Raw genomic sequence first — 17,852 nt, 5'->3', positions numbered from 1 at the left:
TATGCGCATCAACATTGCGGCCGTAGCATTCATGCCAGTCGTCATTTCTTTTCAGGAGATTGTCATGGACCGTTTTAAGTTTCTTCCGTTGTTGGGCCGAATCTTGATCGGCGCGCCGTTTGTCATGAGTGGGCTGGGCAAGCTCGGAGCGTATGCTGCGACGGTTGGCTATATTGCCGCCATGGGTTTGCCGGTGCCGCCGCTCGCGTTCGTCGTTGCCGTGCTGACCGAACTGGGCGGCGGCTTGTTGCTGCTGTCGGGCTACAGGGCTCGCGCCGTATCACTGGCAATGGCGGTATTCTGCGTGGTCACGGCATTGTTTTTTCACCACAACTTCGCCGATCAGAACCAGATGATTCACTTTCTCAAGAACGTGATGATGGCCGGTGGTCTTTTGCAGATCACCTACTTCGGTGCCGGCGCGTTCAGCCTCGATGCGCGCTCCGGGCGGACAGCGTCGGGCGTTTCGCCTCTGACCGCGAGCTAGGAAGACGGCTCCGATGAGACGACCGACCGTCCGGATCGTCTCAACTGGATCGGCCCTTGCAGCAACACGGTGCGTGTTGTCCGGCGCACATCTTTCCCCACAGTGGCATCACCGCAGATATAGGAAGGAGGTCGAAATGTCGAAAGTTCTGGTTCTATATTATTCCTCGTATGGCCATGTCGAAGCGCTGGCGGAAGCCGTCGCCGAAGGCGCGCGCGCGGCGGGCGCGACGGTCGACGTCAAGCGGGCGCCTGAGACCGCGCCGGAGGACGTGGCGAAGGGCGCCCACTTCAAGCTCGATCAGCAAGCGCCGGTTGCGACAGTCGCCGAACTCGCCAACTACGACGCGATCGTCGTCGGCACGCCGACCCGCTTCGGGCGCATCTCGTCGCAGATGGCGGCGTTTCTGGATCAGGCCGGCGGTCTTTGGATGAGCGGCGCATTGAACGGCAAGGTCGGCGGAGCCTTCACGTCGACCGCCAGCCAGCACGGCGGACAGGAGGCGACGCTGTTTTCGATTATCACCAACCTTCTGCACTTCGGCATGACCATCGTCGGCCTGCCGTATAGCCACCAGGGGCAGATGACGCTGGACGAAATTGTCGGCGGCTCTCCGTATGGCGCCACGACCATCGCAGGCGCACAAGGTCAGCGCCAGCCGAGCGCTATCGAGCTCGCCGGTGCTCGCCACCAGGGCGAACTGATCGCCCGGACGGCTAACAAGCTGTTTGGCTGAACGTCACTCAAATTCGCACCGCCTACGCCTGCGTGAGACGGCCAGGCGTTTTCCCGCCTGGCCGCCGGTCCGCGTATCGAATCGCCATCGGCATGCTTGTCAGTGAGAAGCTGCCAGCCGGCGCCGGCCTGCATACCGCACGCTGAAACCACGGCGGAACTCACCCGAAACACCACGCTCATCATCTGCAGCGGCGCTCAACTCGGCCGCTCGCACAGGTGACGCGCGCCGCATTGGCGGTGGCTCGAAACAGAGGAGAACATGCTCACACACAGACGTTGGAAATCATTGGACGGGGCGAAACGCGGCTGGCTGCGCGCGAAACATCACTTCGTGGTCAGCGCCGACGGCAATCCCGCGCACGCCGCCCTGGGTCCACTGATTGTCTGGAACGACGACGAGATCGCGGTCGGCACCGGTTTCCCCCTGCACGGACACCGTGACATGGAGATCATCACCTATGTGCGCCAGGGCCTGCTCGGGCATCGAGATACCTTGGGTTCCGAGGGAGCGATCCACGCAGGCGATGTCCAGGTCATGAGCGCCGGCACGGGCATACGCCACGCCGAGTTCAACAAGGGCGACGTGCCGCTCAAGCTTTACCAGATCTGGCTGCTGCCTCGCGAGGCCGGTGGTGAACCGGCATGGGATACCCGGCCGTTTCCCAAAAGCGACCGGTCAGGGCGTTTCGTCGCTCTCGCCAGCGGGTTCGCCCGCGATGAAGGCGCGCTTCCTATTCGCGCAGATGCGCGTGTGCTTGGCGCAATGCTAAGGGCAGGCGAAAGCGTTCGACACGAGTTGGGTCCGTCATGTCGCGCTTATCTCGTCGTGGCCTCGGGCCGCATCGAAGTGAATGGCGAGCCCGTTGGGCCGCTAGACGGCGTGGCGATCACGAAGGTCGCCGCGGTGCAGATCTCCGCCCTCGAAGATTCCGAACTGGTGATGGTGGACGCGGGCTGATCGCTTTTTTTGTTCTCCCTCTACGCGGACCCCGTTCAGACGAGATCGCGGTATTAGCTCACTTTCCCAGTTGTGCGATGAAGGCGCGGGCAGCCGGCCCCGGCGGCGCGTCCTTGCGGTAGACAACCTTCATCGGCATCACGACTTCGCGCGGCAGGCCTTCAATGCGAATCGTCACCAGGCTGCCACTTTCGAGATCCTCCTTGACCATGTGCAGCGGCATGTGGCCCCAGCCCAGTCCCGCCTTCAGGAAGGCATGCTTGGCCCCCAGATCTCCGAGCCTCCACGTCGAGGGCGACAGGACCCCGAATTCGCTTCCTTGGGACAGTGCGGTTCGGTCGCTGAGCACAAGTTGCACGTGCTTTTTGATGGCGGCCGCCGAAACGAGGCCGCGGCGCTTCGCAAGCGGATGAGCAGGGCTCACGACGGTAACCAGCTCGAGCTCGCGCAACAGTTCGACCTGGAGTTCGTCCGTCACGATCGGCAGAGTGCCGATCACGCCGATGTTGCAAATCCGGTCGAGTACCAGCTTCATCACACCACCCAGCGCCTCGACATAGAGCCGCAGCGGCGTGTGCGGATAATCCTTCTGGGATTGAGCTGCCGCGCTCGTCAAGCTGTCCATCGGGTACATCACGTCCATCGCCACCGAGAGTTCGGGCTCCAGACCGTCTCGCATCGCGCGCGCTCGCGCCTTGAATCCATCGATCGTGTCAGCCACGGAACGCGCGTCAAGCAGCAGGCTCTTGCCGGCGTCGGTGAGCTGCGGGTAACGGGCCGTGCGGTCGAACAGTTTCACCCCGAGCTGGGCCTCGAGATTCGAGAGGGTTTGGCTGACCACCGACTGCGCGCGCCGAAGCTTGCGTCCGGCCGCTGAGAAGCTGCCTTCGTCGACTGCCGCGATGAAGGTCCGAAGCTGGTCCAGTGTGAGGCCATCAAGCATGTCCATCGCTCCAGACGATAGGTGAAATCTAAAAATATAGGCTTTTAAGATGGAGTGCAAGCTCTTACCTTACGTGTATCGTTTTTTTCTCGAGGCAGAGCCATGAACATCGACACAGCCGTACTCACCCCGGTTCAGGAAACAGCGCTTGCGCCGCGCCGGATTGCTTTTCGCACCGGCGGCAGCGCGCACGGCGGCATTACTCGCCTGGCCAGTCCCGGCGATATCGGAGAATTGATCAAGCCTTTCGTGTTCCTCGATCACGCCGTGGTCGTGCCCACCGGTAAACCGATGTTCGGCTTCCACCCGCACTCGGGCATCGCCACGCTCACCACCGTGCTGAGTGGCGGCATCTCCTATGCGGACACGACCGGCAAGAATGGCGAGCTTTCGGCCGGCGGCCTCGAATGGATGAAGGCCGGCAATGGTGTCTGGCACGACGGCAATGTATTGCCGGGGGAAACCGTACGCCTCTTTCAACTCTGGGTCGCGCTACCGCCTTCGATGGAGAACTCGCCGCCGGAAAGCCAGTACATCTCGCCGGCAAAGGTGCAGCGGGATGGGCCGGTCCGCGTCATCCTCGGCCGCCACGGGTCCGCGGCGAGCGACATTCGCGCGCCTGAAGGCATCAACTACTTCCATGTTCAACTGAGCGCGGGAAAGACCTGGCGATATGCGCCGCCTGCCGGGCACAACGTCGCGTGGCTGGCGATTGACGAGGGCCGCCTGAACGCGTCCGAGCCGATCGAGGCAGGGCAACTCGCCGTGTTCGAGGAATCCGACGGCGCGCCCATTGAGCTACACGCCGAGGAGGCGACGTCGTTCGTCATCGGCTCCGCTATCAAGCATCCGTATCCACTGGTGCTCGGTTACTACTCGGTGCATACGAATGCAGACGCGCTTGCGCGGGGCGAGGCCGAGATACGCCGCGTCGGTCGCGAGCTGGCCGCACAGCGTCGCGTCACAACAGCGCGAAATACTTGATGCGGTAGCTCGTCCGCGAACGCGTCATCGTCTTCTGGAAAGGGCAAGCCGCGGCTGGAACGCGGCAAGCTCACAAGCCTTCTTACAGCCGTTGTCTGTCAGGCGATGTTCGGATGCATTGCCTGACGCGTCCATCAGGCAATCCAAAAATTCGCTGCCGCCCGGCTGCAAACCTGCGTTCCTGAACTCCCTGAAAACGACGGGAGACTCTGCCTGCGCGCGGCAGCAGAGCACCGTGAAAACTCGAATCTGTCTGGTCGGACATTTTGTGGTTTTCCCTTATTCTAAAAAATCCGATTCCCGCTTCCTCAAAAATTTGCCAGGCCGCTTATAGCGAATCAGCACCGGGAAGATTGTGTGCACTACCGCGCATACTTGGCGCAGCACGGTGCGTATTGTGGCGTCAGGGAAAAGGACCATTACTGCTAAATCGCGCATTTCCCTCGTTCGAATCCGCTTGCAAAAGCGGTCAAATAAAACTACGTGACGAGACGTGCCCATGAAACACAAAAATCTAGCGTTAGAGGGATTATCCGAACGTAATGATGAATTCGATCCTGGATCGATCATCGATACGTTGATTAATCACCGCGTAATGATCGCCGCGATAACAGCGGCCTTCATTTTGATGGGCGCCTTGTACGCGTTCTGCGCGACGCCGATCTATCGAGCAAGTATCTCGATCAGGGTCGAGGACAATGCGCCGACCGCGCTGCCGGATTCGAAAGATCTGGTGCGCAATGCGTCGTCGTTGTTCCAGGAGAAGTCCTCGGCCGAAGGCGAAATGCAGATCCTGAGGTCGAAAGCCATCGCCATGCAGACGGTGGATTACCTCAAGCTCTATATCGAAGCCGAGCCGAAGCGCCTGCCGGTGCTCGGCGGCCTGATCGCGCGTCACACCGACACACGGATGACGCCCGGACTCTTCGGCTGGGGCGGCTTCGTCTGGGGTGACGAATCGATCAGCGTGGCGACGTTTGAAGTGCCGAGGAAACAGGAAGGCAACGCGTACACCGTCACCGCATTGTCCGGCGGCCAGTACCAGTTGCGCGGACCGGGACTGGAACAGCCGGTCACCGGACGCGTCGGCGTGGATGAGCAATTCGAAAGCAGCCACGGGCCGATCAATCTGCTCGTGAGCAAGATCGACGGCGAGAGCGGGGCCGTGTTCAATCTCACGCGCCACTCGCGTCAGGAGGCCCTCGAACAGCTGCAAAAGGGCCTCCAGATCGACGAGCAAGGCAACAAGTCGAATGTGCTGGGCGTCCTGCTGGAAGGCCGCGACCCGGTTCTCGTGACCAACATCCTCAACGATATCGGCGCGGTGTATGTGCGCCAGAACGTGAACCAGAAGGGTGCCAACGCCGAGAAGTCGCTGAACTACCTCGAGCAGCAGCTGCCGGGGGCGAAGCGCCAGATGGAGCAGGCGGAAGAAGCCTATAACACCTATCGCAACAGTCACGGACTTCTGGATGCGGACGAGGAAAGCCGGCTGATCCTGCGACAGGCCACTGAAGCGGACTCGCGCCTCTACGACCTCAAGCGTCAGCGCCAGGACCTGACCGCTCACTTGACGGCCGAGCACCCGAGCGTGGTGGCGATAGACCAGCAGATCGCCAGCACCAACAAGTACGTCGAGAGTCTCGCGAGCCGCGTCAAGGCCATGCCGACGGCGGAGCAAGGCGCGCTGCGCCTGATGCGGGACATGCGCATGAGCTCCGACATGTACGCGGCGTTGCGTAGCAACATCGACACCCTGCGGCTGGTCAAGGCCGGTCAGTCCGCTTCCGTGCAGTTGCTGGATACGGCGGACGTTCCCGAGCGGCCGGTCAAGCCCGCGAAAGCGCTCGTGCTGCTGATCGCGGCAGTGCTGGGGCTGTTCATCGGTATCGGGCTTGCCTTCCTGCGTGATTTCCTGTTCAAGGGCGTGGCCGATCCGGAAGAGCTGGAGTCCCGCACCGGCCTGAGCGTGTACGCGACGATCCCGGTCAGCGACCAGCAGTTCCAGCTGACGCGGAAAATGTCCACGACGGGCGAAGAGAAGCTGGCTCTGGCTTTCCAATACCCGATGGACCCGGCTGTAGAAGCGCTGCGCACGATGCGCGCGTCGCTGCAATACGCGATGAACGGCGACCGCAACAACGTGGTGATGCTCGCGGGGCCGTTGCCGGGTATCGGCAAGTCGTTCCTGTCAGCCAATCTCGGCACGTTGCTCGCCGCGGGCGGCAAGCGCGTGCTGCTGGTGGACGGTGACCTGCGTCGCGGCCATCTGAACCAGTACTTCGGCTTGCCGCGCGCCGCGGGGCTTGCCGACGTGATCGCCGGCACTGGCTCGCTCGAAGACACCGTGCACAAGGAAGTGCTGCCGAATCTCGATGTCCTGCAGTGCGGCGAGTATCCGCACGACCCGGCCGAACTGTTGTTGAGCAGCAATTTCAGGGCAACCATTCGTGCCGCTTCGGAGCGCTACGACATTGTGCTGCTCGACGCGCCCGCCATTCTTGCCGTGTCGGATACGGTGACCATGGCGCCCGTCGCCGACTCGATATTCATGGTCGCGCGTTTCGCCGATACGCGCGCCGGCGAGATCTCGGAATCGGTCAAGCGCCTGGCGCAAACCGGTTCGAAAGTGGAAGGCATTCTGCTGAATGGATTCAAGGTCAGTCGCGGCAATTACGCCCAGTCGCGCAGATATGGCGGCTACGCATACGACGCCTATTACTCCGATTCGGCAATGAAATAGCGCGCGTAGCCCGTGCAAAGGTTCAGGCCAATTGAATCTTGCACGGGGTTTTAAGAAAGACGCGTATCTATAATAAAGGGGAGCAACAATCATGCATTCGTTAAACGAGCTGAAACTCGCCGTGGTCGGTCTTGGCTATGTCGGATTGCCGCTTGCGGTGGAGTTCAGCAAGCGTCGCCCGGTGGTGGGATTCGACATCAACGGCGTGCGCATCTCGGCGTTACGTGAAGGACGGGACATCACGCTCGAAGTCAGCGATGAAGAACTGGCCGCGGCCACGGGCATGACCTTCACGTCGGACGTGGAGGAGCTCAAAGCCTGCAACGTGTACATCGCAACCGTTCCGACGCCGATCGACGACTACAAGCGTCCTGACCTCCGGCCCCTGATCGGCGCCAGCGAGACTATCGGCCGCGTGCTGAAAAAGAATGACGTGGTCATCTATGAATCGACCGTCTATCCGGGTGCCACGGAAGAGGAATGCGTGCCGGTTCTCGAGCGGACCTCGGGGCTGAAATTCAACGTGGATTTCTTTGTCGGCTACAGTCCCGAGCGGATCAATCCGGGCGACAAGGCGCACCGCGTGATGGATATCAGAAAGGTCACGTCGGGATCGACGCCGGAGATCGCTGAACTCGTCGATTCGCTGTACCGCGAGATCATCGTCGCGGGCACGCACAAGGCGAGCAGCATTCGCGTCGCCGAGGCGGCCAAGGTCATCGAGAATACGCAGCGCGACGTCAATATCGCGCTGATCAACGAGCTGTCGATCATCTTCAACAAGATGGGCATCGACACGGAATCGGTCCTGCAGGCAGCCGGAACCAAATGGAACTTTCTGCCCTTCAGACCGGGTCTGGTGGGTGGCCATTGCATCGGCGTCGATCCGTATTATCTGACGCACAAGGCGCAGGCCATTGGATACCACCCGGAGATCATCCTCGCCGGCCGGCGCCTGAACGACAGCATGGGCGGTTACGTTGCGTCGCAACTGGTGAAGGCGTTGACCAAGCGGCAGATCGGCGTCGCCGGTGCCCGCGTGTTGATCATGGGTCTGACTTTCAAGGAGAATTGTCCGGACCTGCGCAACACCAAGGTCGTCGATATCGTTGCCGAGTTGCGGGAATACGGCGTCGAAGTCGATGTCTACGATCCGTGGGTCTCGAAAGAGGAGGCCCGGCGCGAACACAACCTGGACCCCATCGAGCATCCCGCCGAAGGCGTCTACGACGCGACGATTCTGGCCGTCGCGCACAGCCGGTTCCAGGAATTGGGCGCGCAAGCCATTCGTGTCTTCGGCAAACCCGGGCATGTACTGTACGACCTGAAGTACCTGCTGCCCGCGGACGCCAGTGATCTGCGTCTCTAGCAGACCCTAAGCACATCGCACGCGAGGCCATCACGACGTGATGGCCTCCTCATCTTATCCGGAGGCATCGATGCCTGATCGCTACGACACAACACGGCAACAACTCGCCGGGCATCCGCAGCAGTGGTTGATTACCGGCGTGGCCGGCTTTATCGGTTCGAATCTGCTGGAGGCGCTGCTCAAGCTCGACCAGACCGTGGTCGGACTCGACAATTTCTCTACCGGCTACCAGCGCAATCTCGACGAAGTACGCTCCGTCGTTTCGCCGGAGCAATGGCAGCGCTTCAGATTCATCGAAGGCGATATCCGGCGTGCGGAAGATTGTGCGAACGCAGTCAATGGCGTCGATCACGTGCTGCATGAGGCGGCGCTGGGTTCGGTTCCGCGTTCGGTGGTTGACCCGATCGCGACCCACGAAGTGAACATCAGCGGCTTCCTCAATATGCTCGTGGCCGCGCGCGACGCGCAAGTGTCGAGCTTCACGTATGCCGCATCGAGCGCGACGTATGGCGACCATCCCGGCTTGCCGAAAGTCGAAGACCAGATCGGGCAGCCGCTTTCGCCGTATGCCGTCACCAAGTACGCGAATGAACTGTACGCATCGGTGTTTGCTCGTGCCTACGGCTTCAAGACGATTGGCCTGCGCTACTTCAATGCGTTTGGTAAGCGCCAGGATCCGGACGGCGCTTACGCCGCGGTCATTCCCAAATGGACGGCCGCGCTCATTGCCGGCGACGACGTCGTGATCAATGGCGACGGCGAAACCAGCCGGGACTTCTGCTTTATCGACAACGTAGTGAAGGCGAACATCCTGGCGGCGACGGCGGACGAGGTGGCACGCAACGAGGTGTACAACGTCGCCGTCGGCGATCGCACGACGTTGATCCAGCTCTACGACGGCTTGCGGTCCGTGCTCGCCGACAACGGTGTCTCCTGCGACAAGCGCCCGGTGTTCGGGCCTTTTCGCGCCGGCGATGTCCGGCATTCACAGGCAAACGTCGACAAGGCGGAGCGGCTGCTCGGCTATGAAAACACGATTCCCTTGGTAGAAGGCTTGTCCAAAGCGATGCCCTGGTACATCGAGTTCGTATCGCAAAGGTGATGTCTTCAGACGCCCGGTCTCACGGGCTGCTTCGGCATGACGGATGCGCAACGCGTTGATCTTTTTAAGGCAGTAACGTCAATGTCTCAGATCGCAGGTTGGCGAAGCCGTCTGCTGCAGATTCATCCCGATCATTCGCGGATCGCACGCAGTGCGGTCTGGGTTTCCCTGTTCGCGCTCATGGGCAAGTCGGCGGGCGCGCTCAAGGAAATGGCGATCGCGTATCGGTATGGCATCAGCAATGTCGTCGATGCCTATCAGCTCACGCTCACGCTGGTCACCTGGCTGCCGGCTACGTTTGTCGCTGTACTGAGCGTCGTGCTCGTGCCGGCTCTCGTCGAACTGCGCGGTAGGCCCAGGCAGGAGCAAGCGAAGTTTCTCGGCGAACTCGACGTGATGGCGATTTTTGTCGGCGTGGTGTTCGCGGTCCTTCTCTATTTCGCCTGGCCGCATGCGCTCGACCTGATGGCGCGCAACCTGTCGGAAGAAACCCGCTTGATGTCGCGCCGGATGATGCTCGGCATGGCGCCGGTCGGCATCGTCATGCTGACGATCTGCGTGTATGCGGCACGGCTCCAGGCACGCGAAAAGCATGTCAACACGCTGCTGGAGTGCGTGCCGGCCGTCGTGTTGCTGGGCTTCGTGCTGGCCTGGCACGATCCGAGCTCCCCCTTGCCGCTGATCTTGGGCAGCACGCTCGGCTTTCTCCTTCAGGCGGTGATATTGGGCGTGCTTTCCGGGCGTGCCGACAACATCCGCGCACGGCTCAGCTTCTCTGTCAGCTCGCCGCAGTGGCCCCACATGTACCGCGCGGTCGGCGTGTTCATGATCGGCCAGTTCATCATGAGTCTGGCCACGCCGCTGGACCAGTATTTCGTGGCGGGCCTCGGCGACGGCAACATCGCGACGCTCGGCTATGCCAGCCGCGTGCTCGGCCTGCTCGTCAGCATGGGCGCCGTGGCGATCAGCCGGGCGACCTTGCCGGTTTTATCGGAGCTGTTGAGTGCAGGAGACAACGCTCGCGCCCGAAGCATCGCGCTAAAGTGGTCGCTATTCATGCTGGCGGTCGGCTGCGTGGTGGCGGTGGTGGCGTGGCTTCTCGCGCCGATGGTGGTGAAGCTGCTGTTTCAGCGCGGCGCCTTTAGCGCTGCGGACACGGTGGCGGTGTCTGGCCTGTTTCGCTGGGGATTGATTCAGATACCGTTTTACTTCTCGGTGCTGGTGCTGGTTCAGCTGCTGGCTAGCGAAGGCCGCTTTAAAGCAATGGCGGGCATCGCGGCCGCGAATTTCGCCGTCAAGGTGGTGGCCAATTACTTCCTGATTCGATGGCTCGGCATCACGGGGGTCGTGCTTGCAACCGGCGTCATGGGCCTCTGTTCGTTCGTCTGCTATCTGTTTTTCACGTTGTCAAACGGCTCATTAAAGAACAAGACGGGTCCGCTATGAAGATTCTGCTGTTCATCCATTCCTTGCATTACGGCGGTGCGGAGCGCGTGGCAATGAACCTGTCGAGCGAATGGGTCGCGCAAGGGCTGGACGTCAGTGTCGTGACGCTGACATCCACCGCAAGCGACTTCTATGCGCTGCACGACTCGGTCGACCGCATTACCCTCGACCTCGCGGGGGGCAGTGGCGGTTTGGCGGGCGCGGTATTCGCGAATGTGCGCCGGATGCTGGCTCTGCGCCGCGTGCTCAGACAGGTGAAGCCGGATGTCGTGCTCGGCATCGAGACGCGGCCGTCGATCCTCGCCATCCTGGCCGGCCTCGGCCTGCCTTGCAAGGTGATTGCGACCGAGCACATTCATCCGCCGATGCTCTTCGAAGGAAAGCTCTGGGAGTCCTTGCGCCGCTGGACGTACCCCTTCGCGGACAAGGTCGTCGCGTTGACGCAGAAAAGCAAGCTGTGGTTGCAGGACAACTGCAATTGCAAGGCCGTCACGGTGATTCCGAATTCGATCTCGCTGCCGATTCCTGTCGTGGAACCTATCGTGCCGCCGCAGCAGGTGGTCGGCGCCGGGCGTCGCGTATTGCTGGCGGCGGGACGCATGGCCGAGCAAAAGGGCTTCGATATTCTGATCGATTCCTTCGGTCGGATCGCGAGTGATTTTCCCGCGTGGGATCTCGTCATTCTCGGAGATGGCCATGACCGGGATGCGCTCGTTGCACAGATAGCCGCGGCGGGATTGAGTGAGCGCGTGCTCCTGCCGGGTCAGGTCGGCAATATGCCTGACTGGTACGAGCGTGCGGACCTATACGTGTTGAGTTCGCGGTTCGAAGGCTTCTCGATGACGATCGTCGAGGCGATGGCGAGCGGTTGTGCGGTGGTGAGCTTCGACTGCGACGCGGGGCCCGGAGACATCATCACGCACGGCCATGACGGCCTGCTGGTTCGTCAAGTCGGCGACCCGCAGGAACTCGCCAATGCCTTGTCGACCTTGATGAGCGATGACGGGACGCGGGCACTCATGGCAGCGCGCGCGCGTGCGGTCGTCGAGCGGTTTTCGGTGGCCAGGGTCTTCTCGATGTGGCGTGACGTGTTCACGCAAACCGGCGTGAAACCTTCGGGGATCATCGATCGTCCTTCCGTGCGGGTGACGGAGTGAACCCCACGCTGCTTCCAATCATCAAGCGGGCGGAGACCTGACATTCCATGAATATCGTCTTGTTCATTAGCGCGATGCAGGATGGCGGTGCCGAGAGTGTCGCTGCGACGCTTGTCAATGCCTGGGTCGAGCGGGGCGACTCGGTCACGCTAGTCGCCACGTATTCCGGGCGGAGCACCTGCAATTACCCCGTTTCATCGCGTGTGAAGTTCGTCTATCTGGCTGACCTGGTGACGCGGCGAGGCCGGGGGCCGCTCGCTTTTGTCGAGCGCATGAGTGCGTTGCGCGCGCTCATGCGCGAGAGCCAGGCGGATGTGATCGTGTCGTTTCTGACGAATGTGAATGTCGCGACGATTCTCGCGTCGCGAGGCCTCGGTATTCCCATCATCGTGAGCGAGCACACCAATCCTCTGGCCGATCGCCGTTCGTTGTTATGGAGACTGCTGTGCCGGTTTATCTATCCGAAGGCAGATCTTCTGACCCTGCTGACCGACGACGTGGTCGCGCCATTCAGAAAGGTCGTGCCGGGAATGAAGGACATTGCGGTGATGCCCAATCCGCTGCCCGATGAACTGTTCGTGCAGCAACTGCAACAAGCGACGGCGCGCAAGCGCGTCATTTCTCTGGGGCGGTTGAACAGGACAAAGCAGTTCGACTTGCTGATCCGCGCCTTTTCACTGCTGGCAGACGAGTGCCCTGATTGGGACTTGTGGATCTGGGGAGAAGGACCTGAGCGCGCCGCACTGGAGGCTCAGATCGAGCAACTGCACATGGGGGAACGGATTTTTCTGCCAGGACGGACGCTGACCCCGTGGAGCGAGCTGGCCAAGGGGCAGGTCTTTGCGATGTCGTCGAGTCATGAAGGCTTGCCCATGGCGCTGATGGAAGGCATGGCGATTGGATTGCCTGTCGTGTCGTTCGACTGTCCTAGCGGACCGAGGCAGTTGACGCGAAACGGCGAGGACGGACTGCTCATCCCGCCAGGCGACGCGCATTCCATGGCCGCCGCTTTACACCGCCTGATTTCGGATGACCCGCTGCGCGCGGAGCTGGGCAGGAAGGCCGCCAAGTCGGTACGGGAGCGCTATTCATTGAAGGCGGTATTGCAGATCTGGGACGAGTTGTTCGAGCGGGTCGGGGCGCGGGTGAGACCTGTTGAGTCGACGCATTGAATTGAACCGATGGCATCGTTGTGGTCGTGACCTGCCGTATTCACAAAAAGCTCAGAGATTCAGGAGCGGACATGAACGGACGTAAAGTAGTTCTCTTTGCCAACACCGATTGGTATCTCTACAACTTCCGCCTCTCGCTGGCGCAGAAGCTGCGGCAAGACGGTTATGAAGTGGTGTTGCTCTCTCCGCCGGGCGAGTTCGGGCCCAAGCTGCAGGCGCTGGGGTTTAGCTGGCATGCCATGCCGATGAATCGTCGAAGCCTCAATCCGTTGCGCGAACTTGGCGTGCTCGCGTGGCTCGTGCGGTTTCTTCAACGTGAAAAGCCGGACCTCGTCCACGGCTTCACGATCAAGAGCGCGGTGTACGGATCGCTGGCGAGCAAGCTTGCCGGCGTGCCCGCGCGAATCAATGCCGTCGCCGGTATGGGTTACGTCTTCACGAGCCGGGATTTGAAAGCCCGTGTACTGCGGCCTATCGTGCGCCAGTTGATGCGCTCCGCGTTGAATGGCCGGCGCAATGCGCTGATATTGCAGAATCCCGACGACGTCGCGGTTTTCAAACGGGCGAGAATCGTCGATGACCGGTCGATACGGCTCATCAAGGGATCCGGCGTGAACTGTTCGCGGTTCTCCGCCCGGCAGGAGACCGATGAGGAAACCCGGGCGCCATTGCGGGTCGTGCTGGCCGCCCGTTTGTTGTGGGACAAAGGAATCGCCGAGTACGTCGAGGCGGCCCGGGCACTGAGAAGTGAAAACCGCTCGGTGAAGTTCCTTCTTGCCGGCTCTCCCGACGACGGCAATCCCGCCTCTGTCTCCCGGGAACTCGTCGAAGGGTGGGTCAACGACGGCCTTCTCACGTGGCTGGGGCATGTCAGCGATATGCCGAAGCTGCTGTCCGAAGTGGACGTCGTCGTGCTTCCGAGCTATCGCGAAGGCTTGCCCAAGACGCTGATCGAGGCGGCCGCGTGCGCGTTGCCGCTGATCACAACCGATGCGCCGGGCTGCCGCGAGGTCGTGAGCTGTTCGGGAGAAGACGGCTTGCTCATTCCCGTGCGCGACAGCGCGGCGCTGGCCGACGCGATCCGCCGCCTGGACGACGACCGGAAGCTCTGCCGCAGACTCGGTCTCGCGGCGCGGGAAAAAGCCCTGAGCGAATTCGACGAATCGATCGTGATCAGCAAGACATTACGGGTCTACAGCGAATTGCTGGACCCCGTGCCTCAAGAAGTCGTCATCGCGGGTCAGCGCGAGCGGCAGATTTGAACCCGGCTGGCGCTTCCGTGCGGATATCCGTCGGACGCCAGGGCAGATTCAAAGAAATATCCTGAAGGAGATTGAGTGCGTATGGTCGCTCCGAAATTCATACTGCGCTTCGATGACGTCACCCCGGAAATGGCCTGGTCGCGATTCGATCCGTTCGATGAGCTTTCCATGGATCAGGACCTGCCGTTGCTCGTCGGCGTCGTGCCTAACTGCCTCGATCAGACGCTGGTTGTCGAGCCGGCGAGAGATGCGTTCTGGGATGCGGTCCGCGGCTGGGTCGATCGCGGCTGGAGCATCGCGCAGCACGGATACACGCATCAATACGTCACCCAGCACCCCGGGCTGTTGCGTCTTGGCAGCAAATCGGAACTGGCCGGCCTCTCATACGACGAGCAGTTTGCCAAGCTGCAGGCGGGAAAAAAGATACTCCAGGAACAAGGTGTCTGGCAGCCGGTATTCATGGCGCCTTCCCACTCGTTCGATGAAGCGACGCTCCGCGCACTAGCCGATCTGGACTTCAAGTACCTCACGGACGGCAGCGGCGTCTATCCGTACAAATTCGGCGGTCTGACCGCGGTGCCGCAGTTGTTCGCCACGCCGGTGCATTTTGGCTTTGGCGTGTATTCCATCTGCCTGCATGTCAATACGCTAAGCGAGGCCGAGATCGACGGAATCATCGGATTCGTGAAGAAAAACCGCTCGCGGTTCATTTCTTTCGCAGAGGCCGCGAGCGTCGAAGCCCCCGTCCCAGGCATCGCGATGGCGATGCGCTTTTTAACGTCTACTCCGTTGCGTGCCATGCGCCGCATGAGGGGCTGAACTTCTTATGGGGGTGTACGGTGCGAAATAGCCGAAGAGCGGTGAATGCTTTTCTCCTCAGCAGCATGGTGGGTGCGATCACGCGCCCGCTCGCTGCGGTGGCCGACGTCGTGACCAATCAGCGCGCCGCGGCCGACGAGGTCGTCGATCGATGGTTCGGAGTCAGCGCGGACGGCAAGACGAATGACCGTGCCGCGCTTCAAAAGGCAGTCGACAGTTCAGTCGGCAAGACACTGGTCATCACAGGCCCATGCAGGATCGATGCGCAAGGGCTGCACATGCGCAGCAACAGCCGCGTGCGCTTTGCTCCCGGCGCGTCGCTCAAACTGCTTCCTCACGACACTCAAAACTATGAGGTCATCCGTATCTGGGACGTGCGGCATGTGCGGCTGGAAAATCCGCGCGTGGACGGCAGCAAGGAACTGAACACCGTGACCGGCGGAGAGTGGGGCATGGGCATATCGATCGCGGGAAGCACCGATGTGACGATACTTTCCCCCAACACGACCAACTGTTGGGGCGACGGCATCTATATCGCGAACAGCTTCGGCAACGGCCTGCCTTACTCGAGCGACATCCGGGTGATGAATCACTATGCCTCGGGTTGCCGTCGACAAGGGGTGTCGATCATCAGCGGCAGGAATATCCTGTTCGATCATCCCGTGTGGGAAAACATCGCCGGTACGCTTCCTTCCGCCGGACTCGACATCGAGCCGAACGCCAACACGGACGTTATCGAAAATATCCGGATCGTCAATCCGACGACACGACACTGCCAGTTCGGCATTCTCGTCTATCTGGAGGCACTGCCGGGCAGCCGGGAAAAGTACGTCAGCGTCGTGATCAGTGGACACAAGGATGAAGACAGCAGGGAAGCGGCCTACAGCGTATCCGGATTGGCGACGAAAGGCCGCATCGTGACCGGCTATATCACGAGCAATTCACCGACGTGGATCCGTCCGAGAAGAGACGCCTTTGTCAGCACCGACTACGACCGTGCGGGGCCGAAGATCGATATCACGAATCCCACGATCATCCGGTAGCGGCGTTCAATAGCGTAACGCTCAACGCGTTACGCCTTTCGCACGCAGTAATGTCGCGTACATGTCCCGATACTTCTGCCAGCACACCGTAATAGAAAAGCATTCGACAATCCGCTCGCGTGCCAGCTTGCCGAGTTTCTCGCGCTGCTCCAGACTCAACGTCGCCATCTCTTCAAGCGCATCCGACAAACTAACGGGATCTCGTGGCGGAACGACCAGACCGGTGTCGCCGACGAGCTGGCCGGTATCGCCCACATCCGTGACCACGCACGGAACGCTGCAGGCCATCGCTTCGCCGACGACCGTGGGCAAACCTTCCGTTCGGGATGAGAGGCACAACATGTCGAACGCCGGCATGATTCGATGCAAGTCATTCCGGGCGCCCAGCAAGTGACATACGCGGGTCAAGCCAAGCTCGCTCATCATGCGTGCAAGCGCCTTATTGTTGGCATCGACATCCTTGCCGACCATGACGAAATGGCATTCCGGCACGCGCTGATGAAGCAGGGCGGCCGCGCGCAGGAAGTTATCGTAATCCTTGGCGGGATTGGAGCGTCCGACGATGCCAATCAGTATCGAGCGTGGCGGCAAGCCGAGCGAGTTCAGGAGCGTAGCCCTTGCGGTGGCATCCGGCACGAACTTGCGGACATCGAAGCCGTTATGAATCACGCGCATCCTGGAGCGATCGTAACCGTACTCGGCGTGAGTCTTGTACGACGCGTTGGCGCAGCAAATGACCGAGTCCGGCAACTGATTGGAAGTCATTGCGCCGATTCGCGCAAGCGCATTCAGAACGCGCCCGACTTTGGCCGTGGGCACTTCGGTTCGATGGATGCCCCAGACGAGCACGAACCGGTGGCGTTGCCCCCTGAGCCGGAACATCAGCCGCGCCAGCAGTGCCGCCACGCCGCCGAAAATATCCGCGTGATACATCCATGTCTGGACGACATCGGGGTTGGCCTTGACGATCCACCTGGCCAGTCGAATCAGGAGCAGCGGATTCGGAATGCCGGGCCGCATGCCCAGCAGCCTGACTTCCGCGCCGGCGGCGCGCAGACGCTCTGCCATGATATCCAGCGACGACAGGGAAATGATGACGTGCGTGCCGCCGGTGCTGCGCGATTCCGAAACGAGGTTCAGCAGCAGCGTTTCGGCGCCGCCTAAACCGAGGCCCGAGATTATATGGACGATTTTCATTTCGTTCGCACGGTTCGGCATTCGTTGATGTAAACCCGTATCTTTTTCGGTTGGGCAAACAGGTTTCATTTGCAGCAGCACTGAGTTCCACAAACGCCATTCATGCCTTGCGGACGGCCGCCTTTTCCTGTCGCGTCGTTTAACGGAGTTGATATCCGTAATCACGGTAAGACTGGTGAAAGGCTAAGTGATCGGGCAGCCGCCTTACCGTTCGGCATCGTACACAGACCGGGACAATTGTCCGCGGCCATTGCGGATGCGATTTATTGTTGATACGAATTGACGGACTAACGTTCCGTGGTCGATTCAAAACTTGTGTGCCATTCCGCTCGTAATGTCGAACAAAAGCCTGATAGCGTGCAGGGGCGTAATGCGATGTCAGTTCGAAGGCCATTCAATGGCTCGATAGCATCGTCGATTGCAGAGCCCGGT

At 60.9% G+C, this 17,852-nt stretch carries 15 protein-coding genes; 13 read left to right on the top strand and 2 right to left on the bottom strand.

The genetic code is table 11. From position 1 onward, the window contains the following. Positions 1–64 precede the first annotated feature (64 nt). The 3 genes from B0G74_RS25045 (at position 65) to B0G74_RS25035 (ending at position 2,183) form a co-directional block, all read left to right on the top strand. Complete coding sequence (locus B0G74_RS25045) at positions 65–487, top strand: DoxX family protein (protein WP_132379354.1); 423 nt, start codon at positions 65–67, stop codon at positions 485–487. A gap of 136 nt (positions 488–623) precedes the next feature. After that, the gene (gene wrbA, locus B0G74_RS25040) at positions 624–1,223 is read left to right on the top strand and encodes an NAD(P)H:quinone oxidoreductase (RefSeq protein WP_132377540.1); all 600 of its coding nucleotides are present in this window, start codon (positions 624–626) and stop codon (positions 1,221–1,223) included. A 261-nt stretch (positions 1,224–1,484) separates the two neighbouring features. Further along, positions 1,485–2,183: a pirin family protein gene (locus B0G74_RS25035; RefSeq protein ID WP_132377539.1), complete on the top strand. Its 699-nt coding sequence runs from the start codon at positions 1,485–1,487 to the stop codon at positions 2,181–2,183. 58 nt (positions 2,184–2,241) lie between these two features. On the opposite strand, the gene B0G74_RS25030 is transcribed toward B0G74_RS25035, so the two are convergent. Then, entirely contained in the window at positions 2,242–3,126 is an 885-nt protein-coding gene (locus B0G74_RS25030; RefSeq protein WP_132377538.1) for a LysR family transcriptional regulator, read from the bottom strand. Between the two features lie 102 nt (positions 3,127–3,228). Here B0G74_RS25030 and B0G74_RS25025 point away from each other — a divergent pair, with 102 nt between their 5' ends. The 10 genes from B0G74_RS25025 to B0G74_RS24980 all read left to right on the top strand — a co-directional run bounded on the left by B0G74_RS25025 (position 3,229) and on the right by B0G74_RS24980 (position 16,223). Further along, entirely contained in the window at positions 3,229–4,110 is an 882-nt protein-coding gene (locus B0G74_RS25025) for a pirin family protein (RefSeq protein ID WP_132379352.1), read from the top strand. A gap of 499 nt (positions 4,111–4,609) precedes the next feature. Beyond that, the gene (locus B0G74_RS25020) at positions 4,610–6,853 is read left to right on the top strand and encodes a polysaccharide biosynthesis tyrosine autokinase (protein ID WP_132377537.1); all 2,244 of its coding nucleotides are present in this window, start codon (positions 4,610–4,612) and stop codon (positions 6,851–6,853) included. 91 nt (positions 6,854–6,944) lie between these two features. After that, entirely contained in the window at positions 6,945–8,222 is a 1,278-nt protein-coding gene (tviB, locus tag B0G74_RS25015; RefSeq protein ID WP_132377536.1) for a Vi polysaccharide biosynthesis UDP-N-acetylglucosamine C-6 dehydrogenase TviB, read from the top strand. 70 nt (positions 8,223–8,292) lie between these two features. Then, positions 8,293–9,324 (top strand): SDR family oxidoreductase, encoded by a 1,032-nt coding sequence (locus B0G74_RS25010; protein WP_132377535.1) that lies wholly within the window; start codon positions 8,293–8,295, stop codon positions 9,322–9,324. Between the two features lie 81 nt (positions 9,325–9,405). Further along, positions 9,406–10,770 (top strand): lipid II flippase MurJ, encoded by a 1,365-nt coding sequence (locus B0G74_RS25005; RefSeq protein WP_132377534.1) that lies wholly within the window; start codon positions 9,406–9,408, stop codon positions 10,768–10,770. After that, positions 10,767–11,927 (top strand): glycosyltransferase family 4 protein, encoded by a 1,161-nt coding sequence (locus tag B0G74_RS25000; RefSeq protein WP_132377533.1) that lies wholly within the window; start codon positions 10,767–10,769, stop codon positions 11,925–11,927. Before B0G74_RS25005 ends, B0G74_RS25000 begins: the two co-directional genes overlap by 4 nt. Positions 11,928–11,974: 47 nt before the next feature. Then, positions 11,975–13,099: a glycosyltransferase family 4 protein gene (locus B0G74_RS24995; protein WP_132377532.1), complete on the top strand. Its 1,125-nt coding sequence runs from the start codon at positions 11,975–11,977 to the stop codon at positions 13,097–13,099. 26 nt (positions 13,100–13,125) lie between these two features. Further along, complete coding sequence (locus tag B0G74_RS24990) at positions 13,126–14,361, top strand: glycosyltransferase family 4 protein (protein WP_243658302.1); 1,236 nt, start codon at positions 13,126–13,128, stop codon at positions 14,359–14,361. Positions 14,362–14,442: 81 nt separating this feature from the next. Continuing rightward, positions 14,443–15,180 (top strand): DUF2334 domain-containing protein, encoded by a 738-nt coding sequence (locus B0G74_RS24985; protein ID WP_132377531.1) that lies wholly within the window; start codon positions 14,443–14,445, stop codon positions 15,178–15,180. Positions 15,181–15,221: 41 nt separating this feature from the next. Further along, complete coding sequence (locus B0G74_RS24980; RefSeq protein WP_243658301.1) at positions 15,222–16,223, top strand: right-handed parallel beta-helix repeat-containing protein; 1,002 nt, start codon at positions 15,222–15,224, stop codon at positions 16,221–16,223. A gap of 21 nt (positions 16,224–16,244) precedes the next feature. On the opposite strand, the gene B0G74_RS24975 is transcribed toward B0G74_RS24980, so the two are convergent. Beyond that, on the bottom strand, positions 16,245–17,420 hold the full coding sequence (locus B0G74_RS24975) for a glycosyltransferase (RefSeq protein ID WP_132377530.1): 1,176 nt from the start codon (positions 17,418–17,420) through the stop codon (positions 16,245–16,247). Between the last annotated feature and the right edge of the window lie 432 nt (positions 17,421–17,852).

It is taken from the genome of Paraburkholderia sp. BL9I2N2 (genome assembly GCF_004339745.1).
GTDB lineage: Bacteria > Pseudomonadota > Gammaproteobacteria > Burkholderiales > Burkholderiaceae > Paraburkholderia.
Note: the sequence above shows the minus strand (reverse complement) of the source record. Positions and strands in the feature narration are given on the sequence as shown.